21 protein-coding genes and 1 pseudogene are annotated in these 16,092 nt (G+C 62.2%); 6 read left to right on the plus strand and 16 right to left on the minus strand.

The features are described 5' to 3' along the window. Positions 1–8: 8 nt before the first annotated feature. From P9875_RS12495 to P9875_RS12505, 3 genes are all read left to right on the plus strand, one after another. Positions 9–476, plus strand: a complete 468-nt coding sequence (locus P9875_RS12495; protein WP_278318554.1) for a (2Fe-2S)-binding protein — start codon at positions 9–11, stop codon at positions 474–476. Further along, positions 469–2,790, plus strand: a complete 2,322-nt coding sequence (locus tag P9875_RS12500) for a xanthine dehydrogenase family protein molybdopterin-binding subunit (RefSeq protein WP_278318555.1) — start codon at positions 469–471, stop codon at positions 2,788–2,790. The genes P9875_RS12495 and P9875_RS12500 overlap by 8 nt, the downstream gene beginning before the upstream one ends. Before the next feature lie 130 nt (positions 2,791–2,920). Further along, positions 2,921–3,586 (plus strand): dienelactone hydrolase family protein, encoded by a 666-nt coding sequence (locus P9875_RS12505; protein ID WP_051958330.1) that lies wholly within the window; start codon positions 2,921–2,923, stop codon positions 3,584–3,586. A 17-nt stretch (positions 3,587–3,603) separates the two neighbouring features. On the opposite strand, the pseudogene P9875_RS12510 reads toward P9875_RS12505, so the two are convergent. Next, positions 3,604–3,705, minus strand: a pseudogene (locus P9875_RS12510) (S-formylglutathione hydrolase); the annotation flags it as partial. Positions 3,706–4,104: 399 nt separating this feature from the next. Beyond that, positions 4,105–4,383 carry a hypothetical protein gene (locus tag P9875_RS12515; RefSeq protein WP_278318556.1) on the minus strand — a complete coding sequence of 93 codons (279 nt, stop codon included), beginning with the start codon at positions 4,381–4,383 and terminating at the stop codon, positions 4,105–4,107. A gap of 71 nt (positions 4,384–4,454) precedes the next feature. Between P9875_RS12515 and P9875_RS12520 the strand changes: the two genes are divergently transcribed. Continuing rightward, positions 4,455–5,617 (plus strand): IS3 family transposase gene (locus tag P9875_RS12520; protein ID WP_278318557.1). Its coding sequence is split into 2 segments (ribosomal slippage): positions 4,455–4,710 and positions 4,710–5,617, totalling 1,164 coding nucleotides; the frame shifts between segments, so codons are not numbered across the junction. On the opposite strand, the gene P9875_RS12525 is transcribed toward P9875_RS12520, so the two are convergent. The 8 genes from P9875_RS12525 to P9875_RS12560 all read right to left on the minus strand — a co-directional run bounded on the left by P9875_RS12525 (position 5,592) and on the right by P9875_RS12560 (position 10,536). Further along, positions 5,592–6,011, minus strand: coding sequence for a hypothetical protein (locus tag P9875_RS12525; RefSeq protein WP_278318558.1), 420 nt, complete (start codon positions 6,009–6,011; stop codon positions 5,592–5,594). The genes P9875_RS12520 and P9875_RS12525 overlap by 26 nt on opposite strands. Before the next feature lie 20 nt (positions 6,012–6,031). Then, positions 6,032–6,217, minus strand: coding sequence for an H-NS family nucleoid-associated regulatory protein (locus P9875_RS12530; RefSeq protein ID WP_423221838.1), 186 nt, complete (start codon positions 6,215–6,217; stop codon positions 6,032–6,034). Positions 6,218–6,704: 487 nt separating this feature from the next. After that, entirely contained in the window at positions 6,705–7,574 is an 870-nt protein-coding gene (gene fghA, locus P9875_RS12535) for an S-formylglutathione hydrolase (RefSeq protein ID WP_278318559.1), read from the minus strand. A gap of 56 nt (positions 7,575–7,630) precedes the next feature. Then, positions 7,631–8,494, minus strand: coding sequence for an NAD-dependent protein deacetylase (locus P9875_RS12540; protein WP_278318560.1), 864 nt, complete (start codon positions 8,492–8,494; stop codon positions 7,631–7,633). Positions 8,495–8,542: 48 nt separating this feature from the next. Further along, positions 8,543–9,214, minus strand: coding sequence for a signal peptidase I (lepB, locus tag P9875_RS12545; RefSeq protein WP_278318562.1), 672 nt, complete (start codon positions 9,212–9,214; stop codon positions 8,543–8,545). Positions 9,215–9,374: 160 nt separating this feature from the next. Continuing rightward, positions 9,375–9,617 carry a hypothetical protein gene (locus tag P9875_RS12550; protein ID WP_099402419.1) on the minus strand — a complete coding sequence of 81 codons (243 nt, stop codon included), beginning with the start codon at positions 9,615–9,617 and terminating at the stop codon, positions 9,375–9,377. Then, on the minus strand, positions 9,614–9,865 hold the full coding sequence (locus P9875_RS12555; RefSeq protein ID WP_035817681.1) for a hypothetical protein: 252 nt from the start codon (positions 9,863–9,865) through the stop codon (positions 9,614–9,616). The genes P9875_RS12550 and P9875_RS12555 overlap by 4 nt, the downstream gene beginning before the upstream one ends. Positions 9,866–9,996: 131 nt before the next feature. Then, a complete protein-coding gene (locus P9875_RS12560) occupies positions 9,997–10,536 on the minus strand; it encodes a GNAT family N-acetyltransferase (protein ID WP_278318563.1) in 540 nt (179 codons plus the stop codon). A gap of 83 nt (positions 10,537–10,619) precedes the next feature. Here P9875_RS12560 and P9875_RS12565 point away from each other — a divergent pair, with 83 nt between their 5' ends. After that, the gene (locus P9875_RS12565; RefSeq protein WP_225240835.1) at positions 10,620–11,012 is read left to right on the plus strand and encodes a VOC family protein; all 393 of its coding nucleotides are present in this window, start codon (positions 10,620–10,622) and stop codon (positions 11,010–11,012) included. Between the two features lies 1 nt (position 11,013). Here P9875_RS12565 and P9875_RS12570 read toward each other — a convergent pair whose 3' ends face one another. Together P9875_RS12570 and P9875_RS12575 are read right to left on the minus strand one after the other, a co-directional pair. Continuing rightward, positions 11,014–11,598, minus strand: a complete 585-nt coding sequence (locus tag P9875_RS12570; RefSeq protein ID WP_278318564.1) for a DinB family protein — start codon at positions 11,596–11,598, stop codon at positions 11,014–11,016. Between the two features lie 3 nt (positions 11,599–11,601). Further along, positions 11,602–11,880 (minus strand): hypothetical protein, encoded by a 279-nt coding sequence (locus tag P9875_RS12575; protein WP_278318565.1) that lies wholly within the window; start codon positions 11,878–11,880, stop codon positions 11,602–11,604. Between P9875_RS12575 and P9875_RS12580 the strand changes: the two genes are divergently transcribed. Continuing rightward, positions 11,840–12,763 (plus strand): HDOD domain-containing protein, encoded by a 924-nt coding sequence (locus P9875_RS12580; protein ID WP_278318566.1) that lies wholly within the window; start codon positions 11,840–11,842, stop codon positions 12,761–12,763. The genes P9875_RS12575 and P9875_RS12580 overlap by 41 nt on opposite strands. A 23-nt stretch (positions 12,764–12,786) precedes the next feature. Here P9875_RS12580 and P9875_RS12585 read toward each other — a convergent pair whose 3' ends face one another. Genes P9875_RS12585 through P9875_RS12600 form a run of 4 tightly spaced genes read right to left on the minus strand, consistent with a single transcriptional unit; the run spans position 12,787 to position 16,018 of the window. Then, positions 12,787–13,488, minus strand: coding sequence for an ABC transporter ATP-binding protein (locus P9875_RS12585; RefSeq protein WP_278318567.1), 702 nt, complete (start codon positions 13,486–13,488; stop codon positions 12,787–12,789). Then, on the minus strand, positions 13,481–14,194 hold the full coding sequence (locus P9875_RS12590; protein WP_278318568.1) for an ABC transporter ATP-binding protein: 714 nt from the start codon (positions 14,192–14,194) through the stop codon (positions 13,481–13,483). The genes P9875_RS12585 and P9875_RS12590 overlap by 8 nt, the downstream gene beginning before the upstream one ends. Continuing rightward, complete coding sequence (locus P9875_RS12595) at positions 14,187–15,149, minus strand: branched-chain amino acid ABC transporter permease (RefSeq protein WP_278318569.1); 963 nt, start codon at positions 15,147–15,149, stop codon at positions 14,187–14,189. Before P9875_RS12595 ends, P9875_RS12590 begins: the two co-directional genes overlap by 8 nt. Next, positions 15,146–16,018, minus strand: a complete 873-nt coding sequence (locus P9875_RS12600) for a branched-chain amino acid ABC transporter permease (protein ID WP_099402412.1) — start codon at positions 16,016–16,018, stop codon at positions 15,146–15,148. The genes P9875_RS12595 and P9875_RS12600 overlap by 4 nt, the downstream gene beginning before the upstream one ends. Positions 16,019–16,092: the final 74 nt, after the last annotated feature.

Genomic DNA, 16,092 nt, shown 5'->3' on the forward strand with positions numbered 1-16,092 from the left:
TAACACTCATGTATAACCTTATTGTCAATGGCCAGCCCTTCGGCACCGAGGCCGACGCCGAGACGCCCCTGCTGTGGGTGCTGCGCGATGAAGTCCATTTAAAGGGCACGAAGTTTGGCTGCGGCATCGGCATGTGCGGCGCCTGCACCGTGCACGTGGATGGCCGCGCCATGCGCTCGTGCATCACGCCGATTGCCGCCGTGGCCGGCTGCGCCATCACCACCATCGAAGGCCTGTCGCCCGATGGCACGCACCCGCTGCAGCGGGCGTGGCTGGCCACGCAAGCGCCCCAGTGCGGCTATTGCCAGTCGGGCCAGATCATGCAGGCGGCTACCTTGTTGAAAGATTATCCGCAGCCGACGGATGCGAATATCGATGCCGTCATGAGCGGCAACCTGTGCCGCTGCATGGCGTATGTGCGCATCCGCAAGGCCATTAAACTGGCGGCCGGCATGCAGGAGGCGCCCGGTGTTTAAGTTGCCGAAAGAAACTACCAGTGCCCGTCCTAGCTCGCTGGGCCGGCGCGGTTTCCTGATCGCCGCCGCCGGCACGGGTTTTACGCTGGCCTTCTTGCGCGCCGACAGCTCCCTGGCTGCTGGCAAGGTGGCGCCCGTGGCAGCCTCCAAGTCTGCCGTTGCGCCCGTGTTCGATCCCAGCATCTGGTTCCAGATCTGCCGCGACGGCATCGTCACCGTCAACATCGCCAAGGCGGAAATGGGCCAGCACATCGGCACGGCCCTGGCGCGCATCGTCGCCGAGGAGCTGGAAGCGGACTGGAGCAAAATACGCCTGCATTACGTGGACACGGACCCGAAATGGGGGCTGATGGTGACGGGCGGCAGCTGGTCCGTCTGGCAGAATTTCGATCCGCTCAGCCGTGCCGGCGCGGCCGGGCGCCTGGCGCTGGTCGAGGAGGGGGCGCGCCTGTTGCGCCTGCCCGTGTCCGCCTGCCACGCCAGGCTGGGCGTCGTGCATGGCCGTGGGCGCTCGATCAGCTATGGCGACATCGTGCGCCGTGGCAAGCTGGCGCGCCAGTACACGCCCGAGCAACTGAAAGCCATCGTGCTGAAAACGCCGCAGCAGCGCAGCCTTATCGGCCAGAACGTGCAGGCGCTGGACATCCCCGCGAAAATCAATGGCACGGCCGTGTATGGCATCGATGCGGAAATCGAGGGCATGCTGTTTGCGCGCCCGAAGATCCCGCCCACGCGCTACGGCGCGAAAGTGGTGTCCATCGATGACTCGGCGGCCAGGAAGGTGCAGGGCTATCTGCGTTCGTTCGCCTTGCAAGACCCCAGCGGCACGGTGCCCGGCTGGGTCATGGTGGTGGCCGAAACCTATGCGGCGGCCATGCGCGCGGCCGACCTGGTGCAAGTGAAATGGCGGGCCGGCGCGGCGGCCCACGTGGCGGAGCAGGATATTGTCAACTATGCCACCAAGCAACTGGCCGATGCCAGCCTGGGCGCCCGTGTCGTCGATGATGATGGCGTGGAGCAAGCGTTCAACGATGCCAGCCTGCAGCTGGAACGCCACTACACGACCAGCACCGTGCTGCATTTCCAGCTGGAACCCGTCAATGCGCTGGCGCAGGAAATCGACGGTGTCTGGCACATTCATGCGGGCAATCAGTGGCAATCGCTGATCCTGCCCGTGCTGGCGCAAGCGTTGAAGGTGCCGGAGAGCAAGGTGATGCTGCATACCTATCTGCTCGGCGGTGGCTTCGGGCGGCGCCTGAATGGCGATTATTGCGTGCCGGCTGCGCTGGCGGCGCAAGCCGTGGGGCGCCCCGTCAAGATGATTTGCACGCGGTCCGACGACGCCCGTTTCGATTCGCCCCGTTCGCCCTCCGTGCAGCATGTGCGCATGGCGTTCGACGACGCGGGCAAGGTGTCGGCCATGGTGCACGAGGCCAGCGCGGGCTGGCCCACGCAAGCGATGATTCCCGCCTTCCTGGCCAAGGATAAGCAAGGCCATCCGTATGACCCGTTTGCCATCGCCGGCGCCGACCACTGGTACACGGTGGGCGCGCAGCGCGTGCGGGCCGTGTCGAACGACCTGGCCAACAGCAGTTTCCGCCCGGGCTGGCTGCGCTCCGTTGGCCCCGGCTGGACGAATTGGGCTGTGGAAAGTTTTATGGACGAGGCGGCGCAGGCGGCCAAGGTCGATCCGCTGGCCTTCCGTTTATCCCTGCTGCAGGCGGCAGGTCGCAACGCGGGCAGCGCGCCGAACGCCGTCGGCGGCGCCGCGCGGCTGGCCCATGTGCTGCGGCGCGTGGCGGAAAAAGCAGGTTGGGGCACGGCCATGCCGCCCGACACGGGCCTGGGCATCGCCGCCACGTTCGGCCAGGAACGCGACATGCCCACCTGGACGGCCTGTGTTGCTAGAGTGAAAGTGGACCGCAGCACTTGCATGGTGAAAGTCGAAAAGCTGTTCATGGTGATCGACGCGGGCAGCATCGTCGACCCCGATGGCGCGCTGGCGCAGGCGGAAGGGGGCGCCCTGTGGGGCGTGAGCATGGCCTTGCATGAAGGCACGGCCTTCCTCAACGGCGAAGTGAAGGATACCAACCTGAATACCTACACGCCGCTGCGCATGGCCGACGTGCCCGAGCTCGATATCGAATTTGTTGCCAGCACGCACACGGCGACGGGCATGGGCGAGCCGCCCACGACGGCCGTGGCGCCAGCGATAGGCAACGCCATCTTTGCCGCCGTCGCTTCGCGCGTGCGGCATTTGCCGATCCGTCCGGAAGCCGTGCTGAAGGGGCTGGACCGGCACGGCGCCGTCTGATGCGGGCGCGCGGCGAATTTGACGTGCGCCGCGCGTGAACGGGCGCAGGCTGCTACACTGAGGTTAGCCGCCGTGGGCATGCAGGCTGTGCCCGGCCCGGCAAGATCCCAGCTCGATTGCGGAGGCAACCATGCAAGAACAATTTGTCAGCATTACGGCCGATGAACTTCAAATGGATGGCGTGCTCGACATGCCCGAGCGGCCGGTGGGCATCGTCCTGTTTGCCCACGGCGCAGGCGCCGACAGCGACTACCTGGGCGCCTCCAGCCACGCCACTTCCCAGGATTTTTTGCGAGCGGGCATCGCCACCTTGCGCTTCGACCAGGCCGGTGTCGGGCCTGGCGGCGGCAGCAATGGCCATGCGTATTTCGTGCGCAGCGATATCGTGCTGCTGGCGCGCCAACTGGAAAAAGCCCTGGGCTGGCTGCAAGTGGACCCGTCCACGCGGCGCTTGCCCTGCGGCCTGTACGGCTATGGCACCAGCGCGGCCGTCGTGATGCAACTGGCGGCCTGGCGCAGCGCGGAGATCGCCGCGCTGGCCGTCTGCGATGGCCAGGTGGAAATGGCCGGCAAGGCGGCGCTGGAAAACGTGCGCGTGCCGTCGCTGCTGATCGTGGGCGGCCGCGACCCCGACGTGGCTGGCCTGAACCGCATGGCGTTCGCCACCTTGCGCTGCGACAAACAACTGGAACAGATCGCCGCCCCCGGCGGCCCCGACACGCGCCACCAGGCCGCTTTGCTGGCCACGGACTGGTACACGCGCCATTTCAACGGGCATACCAGCACGGCACAGTAGTTAATAGATCAGGCAAGGCCGCCCATCGAGTGGCCGAAAATGCCCGTGCGTTGCGCATCGATCGCCAGTTCCTGCTCCAGCAGGGCGCGCAGTTCCAGGATGTAGCTGTACATGCGGTAGCTCCGAAATTGGCAGAGCATCAGGAGCCATGCGGTTCTCCCATTGTTAAAGCCGCGTGTACAAATTCCGCACGAAAAATATGAAATTTTACAAAAAAATTAGTTCACAATTAATTGTTGATTCGCGACATTCTGTGTTACTTAGCTGATGGGTGGTAGGCGGCATCACTTAAGGATTTCACTCACCATGTCGCTCGACTCTGCGGCAAAATAATTGGTTCTTTCCTTCCACCTGGGGTTACTGCCAATCGAGAATCGGTATTGAACTTGACGTACCTGACTAATAGCGCCTAGTGAGTAGTCTCAGGTGTAGTTTTCTAAGATACTGGTGTTAAAACCGACATCAAGTACCAGCCAGGAAACAATCATCATGAGGTTGGTGGTGGCCTACTGATTTTGCTACTCCTGTACCGGATTTGGAACGCCTTGATAAACATCGGCTAGCTCCCAATGGCGTTCTAGTTCTGCTGCATCGTTGGTGTCTAAGCCGATAGCGGCAAGTGCCTTGATCGCCGTTACGACACCAACGGCGATCAGCAATCGGGTGTGATTGATGTAAAACTGCCAGTCTTGATCGTTGGTGTGTGTGATGCCGAGTAACTTTGACGCTAGATCCCGTTTCCTATCGGGAGAACATTGTTCAAAGAAATTGGATAGTGAGCCGCCGAGATTGCTCACCTCATGATGTAGTGGTTTAATGTACCCGGACACTGATTTAGGCGAGAATGCTCGCCATGAAGAGGTGTTTGATGAGTAAGCAAAGACGTACGTTTTCCCCTGAGTTCAAACAGCAGGCGGCATGCCTGGTACTGGATCAAGGATATAGTCATACGGAGGCAAGCCGGTCGGTCGGCATCGGCGAATCAGTGCTGCGCCGCTGGGTGCAGCAGCTTCAGTTGGAGCGGCAAGGCATCACGCCACAGAGTAAGGCAATGACGCCTGATCAGCAGCGAATACAGGAACTCGAAGCGCGCATTGAGCGTCTCGAGCGGGAGAAGTCCATTTTAAAAAAGGCTACCGCGCTCTTGATGTCGGAAGGGATAGAACGTACGAGGTAATCGATCAGATTTGTGGTGACGAATCAATCGAGTTGATCTGCGCGGTGTTCGACGTAGCGCGGTCATGCCTGTACGCGCATCGGGAGCGCGCCCGGCACATTGATGTTGAGCGCATGGCATTGCGTAGCCGCGTGCACGAGCTGTTCGTCGAAAGTCGCAGTTCGGCGGGAAGCCGTAGCATCATGGGCATGATGCGCGAGGAAGGCACGGCAATTGGCCGCTTCAAAGTCAGTCGTTTGATGGAAGAGCTAGGGCTGGTCTGCAAACAGCCTGGCAGCCATGCCTATAAGCAGGCTACGGTGGAGCGGGTCGATATTCCGAACCACCTCAATCGTGAATTCACAGTCGAGGCGCCAAATCAGGTCTGGTGCGGGGACATCACCTATGTCTGGGCGCAAGGCCGATGGTATTACTTGGCAGTGGTGTTGGATTTATTCGCTCGCCGAGCGGTGGGTTGGGCATTCTCGCTACGGCCCGACGCCGACCTTGTTGTGCAAGCGCTGGAAATGGCTTACGAGCAGCGAGGTCGACCGCAGGGGCTGCTGTTTCATTCGGATCAAGGTAGCCAGTACGCCAGTCGAAAATTCCGTCAGCGCTTGTGGCGCTATCGGATACGACAGAGTATGAGCCGTCGGGGAAATTGTTGGGATAACTCTCCGATGGAACGGCTGTTTCGCAGCTTCAAAACTGAATGGCTGCCGTCAACTGGTTACGTGACGGCACAGGAAGCACAACGGGACATCAGCCATTACCTGATGCACCGGTATAACTGGATACGGCCACATCAGTTTAATCACGGATTGGCACCGGCCATCGCCGAAGAAAAACTTAACGTAGTGTCCGGGATGGGTTGACCACTACATGAGCAAATGAATTACGGAACTGTGCGACGGCGTTAAGCTGATCTTTGACGCCTTTGGAAATCACGCTCAGTTTAACCGCTAGCTCTAACCGCTTACCATTTGGAAGATCGCTGAAGTGGTCATACCAGACGCTACGATTTTCGTCATCCGCAACTATGCTAACAAGCGCATGTGTTACCGCTGCCTCGCAAAGCACAGCAGTTTTTACGATGTAGGCCCAGTCATCTTTCTCAGAATCGAGATTTTCAATGAACCCGTTGGGAATACCCAACCGAGACTCAAGACTTGCATAAAGGCTTAGCCTTTCTGCGTGGCGCACGGCCTGTTCTGCCAAGTGCTGCCGATCTTCATCGGACCAATCATCATCTGCCTCGTTAACGGTCACTCGGTTCTCCCACTTCTAAATCAGTTAACGCGTGCTGCCGACAAGTCCACGCCAGCAGCAACCATAGCTTTTACCCAGTTCGGCTGACGACCACTGCCAGTCCATTCCTGCAATGCGTCTTGCGGGTTGCGGTATTGCACGGCTACTTTGCCGGTTGACTTCTTGATGTTGCCATTGCCGATCATGTCTTTCAGCGGCAAGCCCATGCGATGGGCAATGGCGTAAATTTCATTGCGTGCGGCTTCAAGGTCAGACTTGGCGCAGCTCTTTTCTTCTGCCTCCGCGGCTACCTATGAAGCCGTCTGGCTTCCACCCGATGCCAAGCACCACGCTTTCGTGACAAAGCAATCTGTCATCGACAGGTTTATGGCGCACGACTTGCCAGCACGTATTTCACCAGACACAGATGCAGGCCGTCGCATCATGCACGGTAAACGTTACACCATCGACCATGGTGCGCCAGTGCCAAAGCCCATTACGTTGGTAGATTGCTATTTTATTCTTCTGAAGTGATGCAATACCGACTTCGTACACAAAAAATGCGCAAATTCTGTTTTGAAAGCGTGTACAAAAATGCACAAATTCTGCTATGAAATTAGTATTGCAGGGTCAGGACGGATACATTCTGGCAACTAAGAAATAAACAAAATTATGGCAATAATAACATCAAAAAAATGCCTCGGTAGCTTCTACTCAGCCGAGGGCACGCAAGTTGTGCGCATGGAAGCGCACATGCTCTTCCATGAAGCTGGCGATGAAGTAATAGCCGTGGTCGTAGCCGGCATGGCGGCGCAGCCGTAGTGGCTGGCCGGCGTCGCGGCACGCCGCTTCGAAGATGTCGGGGTGCAGTTGTTCGGGCAGGAATTTGTCGGCCAGGCCCTGGTCGATCAAAATGCCTTGTGGGAACAGCGGTGGCTGGCCCGGCAGGCCGCGCATCAGCGCGCTGGCATCGTACTGCTGCCAGCTGGCCTCGTCGCTGCCCAGATAGCCCGTAAACGCCTTCTTGCCCCACGGACACTGGCTTGGTGCGGCGATGGGGGCGAAGGCGGAGACGGAGCGGAACAGTTCCGGGTTGCGCAAGGCCAGCACCAGCGCGCCATGGCCGCCCATCGAGTGGCCGAAAATGCCCGTGCGTTGCGCATCGATCGCCAGTTCTTCTTCCAGCAGGGCGCGCAGTTCCAGCAGGTAGCTGTACATCCGATAATGGCTGCGCCATGGCGCCTCGGTGGCGTCCACGTAAAAGCCGGCGCCCACGCCGAAATCCCAGGAGTCGCTCTCGCCCGCGATGTTCGCGCCACGGGGGCTGGTGTCGGGCGCGATCAGGATCAAGCCTTCCTCCGCTGCCACGCGCTGGGCGCCGCCCTTGATCATGAACGTTTCTTCCGTGCAGGTCAGGCCCGCCAGGTAAAACAGGGCGGGGCGCTTGGTGGTGGCCACGCTGCCGGGCGCCGTGTCGGGGATGAAGGCCGAGAAACGCATGGGCAAGCCGATGGCTTGCGCGTCGTGGCGATAAAAGCGTTGTACGCCGCCAAAACAGGCGTGTTCACTCAACAGTTCCAGCATGAATTCTCCTCGTTAATGCCACAGTATAGCCAGAGCGGCGCAGGGCCGGCTCGGGATCAGCCCAGCATGGCCGCTAATGCAGGCAAGATGTCTTGTGCCGGCGCTTCGGTCTTGAAGGCCAGCAAATGGTCGGCGCGCGTCTTGCCCAGGTTGATGGCGGCCACGGGCTTGCCCGCTTCGGCCGCCATGCGGCACAGGCGAAAGCTCGAATACACCATGACGGACGAGCCCACGACCAGCAGGGCGCTGGCCGTGTGCATCTTGCTTTCGGCCTCGGCCGCGCAGGCGGCGGGCACGCCATCGCCGAAAAACACCACGTCGGGCTGCAGGGTGCCGCCGCAGCGGGGACAGACGGGCACGTGGAAGGTGGCCAGCTGCGACGGCTCCAGCAAGGCGTCGCCATCGGGCGCCGGCGTGGCCGTGGCGCCCAGCAGCTGTGGATTGTCGCGTTCGAGCTGGTCCTGGATCAGGCGGCGCGTATGGCGGGTATGGCAATCGAGGCACACGACGCCATGTATGCTGCCGTGCAACTCCGTGACGGCGGTACTGCCGGCTTGCTGATGCAGGCCATCCACGTTTTGCGTGACCAGGCCGCCTATTCTCTGGCGCTGGGCCAGTTGCGCGATGGCCAAGTGGCCAGGATTGGGCGTGGCGCGCGCCAGGGTCGGCCAGCCCACCATGCTGCGTGCCCAGTAGCGGCGGCGCACGGCTTCCTGGCGGCGAAAATCGGGGCCTTGCACGGGCGCGTTGCCGCGCCGTACGCCTTGCGTGTCGCGGTAGTCGGGTATGCCGGACGCCGTGCTGATGCCGGCGCCCGTCAGCAGCAGCACGTCGGGATGGCGCCGCAGGAACTGCGCCAGCTGCTCAAGGGCAAGATCGTCGCTGGCGGCTTGCAGGCTGGCTGAGGAAAAATTTTGCATGATGCGCCATGCTAACCGAAAAGCACGGCGCCGTTGCAAGGGCGAGGTTTATTCGAGCTTCATGCCGAAACGCTGCAGCCTCGGCTGCCAATGCTCCTGGATATTGGCCGACACGAGGATGCGTTCGGCCTTGCCGATCAGCAATTCGCGGGGCACGAAGCCGAAGTAGCGCGAGTCGGCGCTGTTGTCGCGGTTGTCTCCCAGCATGAGGAAATGGTCGGCCGGCACGGTCACGGGCGCAAAGCTGCGGGCCGCACCGGCGATTTGCGGCAAAACCTGGATGCGGTGCTGCTCGGTCTGGTTGCGTTCGCTGATGCGCTGTGCCGTCAGCTGGCCCACGTGGGCGATGGTTTCAGGCGCCGTGTCGAGCGCCGTGTACTGGGCGGGCTGGCCATTGATGACCAGCTGTTCATTGCGCATCTCGATTGTGTCGCCGGGCAGGGCGATGATGCGCTTGATCAAGCGCGTGCCGTCTTTCGGCGAAGAAAAGGTGACGATGTCGCCCCGCTGCGGTTCGCCCAGGCGCTGCAGCACGATATCGGTGAGCGGCACTTTCAGGTTGAAGGCCAGGCGGTTGACGAAGACCACGTCTCCTTCGAGCAGGTTGGGGCGCATCGACGCCGACGGTATGGGATTCCAGTCCGCCACGGCCGTGCGGAACACGCCGAACAGCAGGAGAAACATCAAAAAACCTTTGTTGGCGCGCATCCATGTGCTCATGTTGGCTCTTTCGCTGGGCTGTGCCCGTGATGGTGAAGGGGGCGCCATTGCTGCTGGCGATATATTCACGATGCACGGCGAGGCTGAAGCCAGTCTTAAATCACGCCAATGCGCGCGCCATGGCGTGCCGCTGTTGCGTGCACGCATCACTACGCCGGTATCAAGGGTGCTGGCACGGTGTATGCGTGTCGTCGCCGTTCTGCAGGCGCTTGCCGTGCATGTCATCCCACAGCTCGCCGAGCGCCACCAGCAAGCCGCCGCCCACGAAGGGGATTGCCACCAGCCATGGATTGCTGTCGAGCCAGGGCCCCAGCACGATGGCCGAGACCACGGCGATGACGATGGCGCTGCACCAGAAGCGGCGCGGATGCCGCAGGGTCAGCAGGTAGTGAAAGTCGTTCATAAATCCTCCTTGGTGAGCATGCGGAACAGCCGGGCGGCCAGGATGCTGCTGACGGCAATGACGATGCAGCCGTCCAGGAAAAACAGTACCTTGCCAACCAGATGCATGCCTTGTACGAGATAGGCGGGCAGTTCCCGCGCTTCCGCCCACTGTGTCATCCGTGCCAGCACGATGGCGGCGGCAAAGATGACGACGGCCAAGGCCAGCACCACCAGCACGTGTTCGAACAGGCGTAGCCGCAGTTTCATGTTGGACTTGGCAAGGTTGGGAAGATTCCCGAGCCTTGAAGTTATCAGTCCATCATGGTGCGGCTTTGCGCTGCGACAAAGTCGCCCCTGATAGTATCAAAGTCGTGTTGCTGCCGGAAAAATGCGGCATCTCAGGCCATGGCTTGCGTGTTGCGCCGCTCAAAATACAGCAAGTCCGACCAGGCATTCTGGAAAAACATGGCTTGTTCCGACTTGCCATACTGATGAAAGCCGTTGCGCTGCATGACGGCGACCGAGCCCAGGTTTTGCGGCCGCGCCGTCGCTTCCAGGCGCCACAGTTCCAGTGGGCCGAAAGCCTCTTCCAGCAGCAGGGCCACCACGCGGGTGGCGTAGCCGCGTCCGCCGAACCGTTCGCCGATGCGGTAACCGAGCGTTGCTTTATTGAAATAGGGGCGGGTAACGGCCGTCAGGTTGACCCGGCCGATGATTTGCCCGTCCAGTTTTGCCAGGTACTGGTAGGCGCGGTCTTGCTGGCGCTCGCGCTGTGCCTGCTCGATGGCGGCGGCGATGGCTTCCTGGTGATAGTAGGATGGCGCGCGCGCCGTGACCCAGTTTTCAAAATACGCGCGGTTTTCGAGTTCAAAGGCCAGCAAGGCGGGAAGGTCGCTGCTGGCCGGCGGGTGTAGCTGAAGGCGGTCGAGGTCTGGCATGGGAGCGTGTCCAAAAGCGATGCGCCATTATAATCAGCTGGCGCATTTCGCCGCACACCTGCCTGAATTCATCAAGGAGCAGCATGCTGTCCCATATTTGCCTCGGCACCAACGACTTTCCACGCGCCTACGTCTTCTACACGACCCTGCTGGGAGAACTCGGCTTGATCGAGAAATTCCACGACCCGGCCAAACCCTGGGCCGGCTGGATGGCGAACGAGGCGCCGCGCCCCCTGTTGGTGCTGACGGTGCCGCATGACGGCTTGCCGGCCGCGCCCGGCAACGGACAGATGACGGCCTTGCTGGCGGCCAGCCGCGCCCAGGTGGACCGCTGCTACCAGGCTGCGCTGGCGCTGGGCGCCGCGTGCGAAGGGCCGCCCGGCTTGCGCCCCGATTACCACGCCCATTACTATGGCGCCTACTTCCGCGACCTCGATGGCAACAAGCTGTGCGTCTGCTGCCACGCCGGGGAATGACTCAGCGCTGGCCCCAGACGGCGTCTTCCGTCCAGCCCAGCTCCGCAAAATCCTGCGCCCGCTCGTCCGCCTCGCCGGCGCAATAGAACTCGTCGAGCTGGGGCGGCGCGATGCGCGTGCCGGCCAGCATGGCGTGCACTTGCCCCCGGTGGTGGATCTGGTGCTGGAACAGATGCGCCAGCATGCGCAGTCGCGTGTCGACTTGCGGCGTGTCGCGCAATATCGTCACGGGCCGCGCCAGGTCCGCATCGCACAGGCTGCGGCAATGGGCAATCAGGCGCAGGTCCGACGCGCACTGCGCCGCGTGAAGGGCCGCGCAGTCGGTAAATGGCTCGTCCTTTTCAAAGAAGACATAGCAGTCGGCATGCGGCGCTTCGCCGCGCAGCTCGCGTTCGAGCGCATCGAGGTAAAACCAGTCGCATGTGAGGATATGGTTCAGGGTGGACTGGATGGTGGGGAAAAAGCTGACGCGCGTGGCCTGGAACTCGGCCTGGCTCAGCTGTCCGCAAGCCTTCAGCAGGCGGTGGTTGGCCCAGGCGTTGTTGCAGGCCTGAGCGGTGATGTACTGGGCAAGCATATTGCTCATGATTTACCTTGCAAAGCAGGGAAGCTGCGAGAGCGCCACTGTAACACTTTGCGGCAGATGAACAACGCCGGTCACGCCCGCCGCACCGGCACGGCTGTCATCAAGTAAAATCGCGGGGCGGATGTCGCGATAGTGATGCAGATAGGGCTGGAAGAATAAAATGGGTTGGATAGGAAAATTACTGAACGGCGGCGACGAAAAAAATAAGCTTGCGCCCCTCACGGCAGCGGCGGCGCCCGAGATGGCACGGCAGCCAGCCACCATCACCGAAATCGATGCCATCTACTACCGCTGGCTGGCGGCCGCCGGTTCGGCGCAGGCGACAAAGCAGGCGGAACAGCAGATTCTGGACGAATTGACGCGCCTGGCCAGTGAGCCGATCGCTGGCGCCGCGCTGATACCGCGCATTCCGGCCATCATTCCGCAGTTGATGCGGACCTTGCAAAATGAAAACATGAGCGCGGCGGAGCTGTCGCGCCAGCTGGCCCAGGACGTGCTGCTGGTCGCCGAGGTCTACCGTGAAGCGAACCGGCCCCGCTACCATTCGCGCTACAACGCCAGCCCGTCGATCAACAACATGGAAGGCGCCATCATGCTGCTTGGGCAAAACGGCATGCGCATGCTGCTGGCCCGCGTCGCCTTCCGTCCCATCGTCAGCATGCAAAGCGGTGGACTGACCATACGTACGGCGCCGCTGATCTGGCGCCAGTCCGAGAAATGCGCGCTGGCGGCCAACCTGGTCGCGCCGGCCATGCAGGCCAACGCCTTCGACGCCTATCTGGCGGGACTGATGGCCAATGTCGGCCTGGTGGTGGCGTTCCGCCTGATCGACCAGATGCATGCGCCCGACGCCTTCCCGCAATCGGACGCCTTCATCGCCCAGGTGTTTGCCCAAGCGCGCATCCTGTCGGTCCGGATCGCCGAATTATGGGAGTTTCCCGAGTCCGTGACCCGCGCGATCGGGCATGCGGGCGTCGATGCCCACGACGATGCCGATCCGCAGGCCCGAGCGCTGGCGCTGGGCGACCGCTTGAGCAAACTGCGCATGCTGGTCGATACGGGCCGCTTTCCTGCCGACCATCCCTTCGTGATGACCGGACTGGGCAAGAGTGAGCTGCTGGTGTTCGACAAGCTGGCCGACGAGGACGAAGACGAGGAGGAGTAATAGCCGCATGCAGCGGATATCACTCAGCGCGCAAAATACAGTTCGTGCAGGTGCTCGAGGTCGACCTCGGAAGCCGCCTGCGACAGCGCCACTTTGCCGCTTTGCATCAGATACACGTGATCGGCCACGCCCACGGCGCGCGCCGTGTTCTGTTCGACGAGGATGATGGTGCGCCGGCCGTCGTTCAGGCGCGCGAGGATCTCGAACAGCTCGTTGACCACCAGCGGCGCCAGGCCCAGCGACGGCTCGTCGATGATCAGCAGCGACGGGTCCGACATCAGGCCCCGCGCCATGGCCAGCATCTGCGCCTCGCCTCCGGAGAGCGATCCGGCCAGCTGCTTGCGGCGCTCGTGCAGGCGCGGGAACATGGCGTAGGCTTCGGCCAGGCGCGCCGGCATGTGACTGCGGTGCTCCTTCGGAAACGCGCCCATGATCAGGTTTTCTTCCACGCTCATGTCGCGAAACGTCATGCGCCCCTCGGGTATCATCGTCACCCTGGCGTCGCTCATTTTCCACGTCGGCGTGCCGTTGATGGACTGGCCATCGAGCGCGATGCTGCCCGCGCCTACGGGCAGCAGGCCCATGATGGCGCGCAGCAGGGTGGTCTTGCCGGCCCCGTTCGGGCCGATGATGGTGGTCAGCTTGCCCTTCTGGATAGCCAGCGACACATCCCACAGCACATTGATGGCGCCATAACCGGCGCGCAGGTTTTCTATCTCAAGCATGGGCTGCCCCTGTATAACTTTCGATCACGGCCGGATCGCGGAAGACGGCGTCCGGCGTGCCATCGGCGATCAGTTGGCCAAAATTGAGCACGGCCACGCGCTGGCACAGATTGCTGATGGTTTCGATATCGTGTTCGATCATGACGATGCCCACGCCAAAGGCGGTGTGCAAGTCCTTCAGCATGCCCATGAAGCGGCGCTTGCCGTTCGTTTCCAGGCCGGCCAGCACTTCGTCGAGCAGCAGCAGCTTCGGGTTGGTCGCCAGCGCCTTGGCCACTTCCAGCGCTTTCAATTCCGTCAGCGCCAGTTCGCTGGCCGCGTCGCGCCCGGCCTTGTCCGCCAGGCTCGTGAAATCGAGGATTTCATCGATCTTGCGCTGGTCTACCTTGCCGGTGCCGAAGCGCTGCGCGACGACGAGGTTTTCGCGCACCGTCAGTTCATGCATCGGTTGCGGAATCTGGAAAGTGCGGCCCAGCCCCAGGCGCGCGCGCTGGTACATGGGCGTAGCCATGATGTCGCGTCCCTCGAAGCGGATGCAGCCGCTGGTGGGGCGCACCAGGCCGGAAATCGCGTTGAACAGGGTGGTCTTGCCGGCGCCATTCGCGCCCACCAGGCCGATCACGTCGTGGCTGCCCACCTTTAACGTGACGGAATCAACGGCCGTCAGGCCGCCGAAACGCACGGATACATTATCGAGTTCAAGCATGTGCTTTCTCCTTCGCGTTGAACAGTTTGCGGAGCAGCGGCAGCAAGCCGTTCGGACTGAAGACGATCATCGCCACCAGCAGCACGCCCAGCACCAGCTGGTGGCCAGTGGGGATCAGCGACTTGAAGATCAGCTGGTCAACCAGGTAGACCACCACGGCGCCCAGCACGGGGCCGAGTATCGTGCGGTAGCCGCCGAAGATGGCCGCCACGATCGGTAACGTGACCCACAGGCTGTTGAAGGCGTAGTCCGGTTCCAGGAAGTTGATGTAGTGGGCATTGAAGGCGCCGAACAGGCCCGCCATGAAGGCCGACACGAGCAGCATGGCGCCTTTCAGCAAGGTGCTGTTGACGCCGACGACGCGCGTGGCGTCTTCGCTGTCGTGCATGGCGCGCAGGGCGATGCCGTAATGGCTGGCGCGGATGCGGCTATAGGCAAATGCGCATGCCACCACCAGGGTCAGCACGACCAGGTAGGCGCCCGTCTTGTTGGCCAGATCGAAGCCCAAGACGGTGGGCAAGGTGGGAATATTATTGATGCCGCCGGCGCCGCCCGTGACCGAACTCCATTCCGTGGCCAGGATGCGGAAGATGTGCGCGTAGGCGAGGATGGCCAGCGCAAAATACGGCCCGCGCAGGCGCAGTACGGGCAGCATGATGACGGCAGCGATGGCCGCGCCCGCGCCGCCCAGCAGCATGGCGGCAAACACGGGCAGGCCCAGTTTCACGGTGGCCAGCGCGGAGGCATACGCGCCCACGCCGAAGAAGGCCGCATGGCCGAAGCTGACCATGCCGCCCAGGTTCCCCAGCAGGGCCCAGGACATGGCCACGCCGCCGATGATCAGGGCCGCCACCACCATGCTCATCACATACTGGTTGGCGCCCAGGGCCAGCGGCACGGCGACGTAGGCGGCCAGCAGCAGGCCCGCCGTGGAGATCAGTGTCGAGCGCTTCATCCGCGCCTCCGTTGTGCGCCGAACAAGCCGTTCGGCATGATGAACAGCACCAGCAGGAACAGCACCATGCCCGACAATTCCTGCAGCGCGGAGCTGGCCAGGGTAACGGTCAGGGCTTCGGCAACGCCCAGCAGCACGGCGGCCAGCAGCACGCCGGGAATCGAGCCGATGCCGGCCAATACCGTGATGATGAAGGCTTTCACCGTCAGCGCGCCGCCGTAGGCGGGCTGGATCACCCCATAGCTGAACAGGGCCACGCCGGCAAACGCAGCCAGGATGCCGGCGACCAGAAAGGACACGAGTTCCGTGCGGCCCGGGTCGATGCCCATCAGCTTGGCCGCGTCGCGGTTGCTGGAGACGGCGCGCACGGCGCGGCCATACCAGCTGGTGGCCAGCCAGCGCCACAGGGCCGCCATCAGCACCAGGCTGACGCCAAAGAAAATCACTTCGCTGCGCATGCTGAAAAACGGACCGATTTCAAACCCTTCCTGCAGCCAGCTCGACGACGTCGAGCGGATGTCGGCCTTCCATACGAGCAGGATGAAATTGGTGAGGATCACGCCGATGCCGTAGGTGAGGATCAGCGAGTTGATTTCGCGGTCTTTCTTGATGCGGCTGACGATCAGGTACACGCCGACGGACGTGAGGCTGACGATCACCAGCGCGATGGGAATGGCGAACATGGGCCCCAGGCCCAGGCCGGACTCCACGCTGTAGGCGATGTAGGCGGCCAGCAGCACCAGTTCGCCGTGCGCCAGGTTGATCACTTTCATGGTGCCGAAGACCAGCGCCAGTCCCAGTGCGATCAGGGCGTAGGAGCCGCCCTGCAGCAAGCCCGAATACAGGGCTTGCAAGATTAATTCTGTCATGTCGTCATCCCGTCAGGCCTCCCTGGCGCACCGCGAAGCTGCGCCAGGACTGCCGTTCATCGGTGCGCGCCCGG

This window comes from Janthinobacterium rivuli, assembly GCF_029690045.1.
GTDB classification, from domain to species: domain Bacteria; phylum Pseudomonadota; class Gammaproteobacteria; order Burkholderiales; family Burkholderiaceae_D; genus Janthinobacterium; species Janthinobacterium rivuli.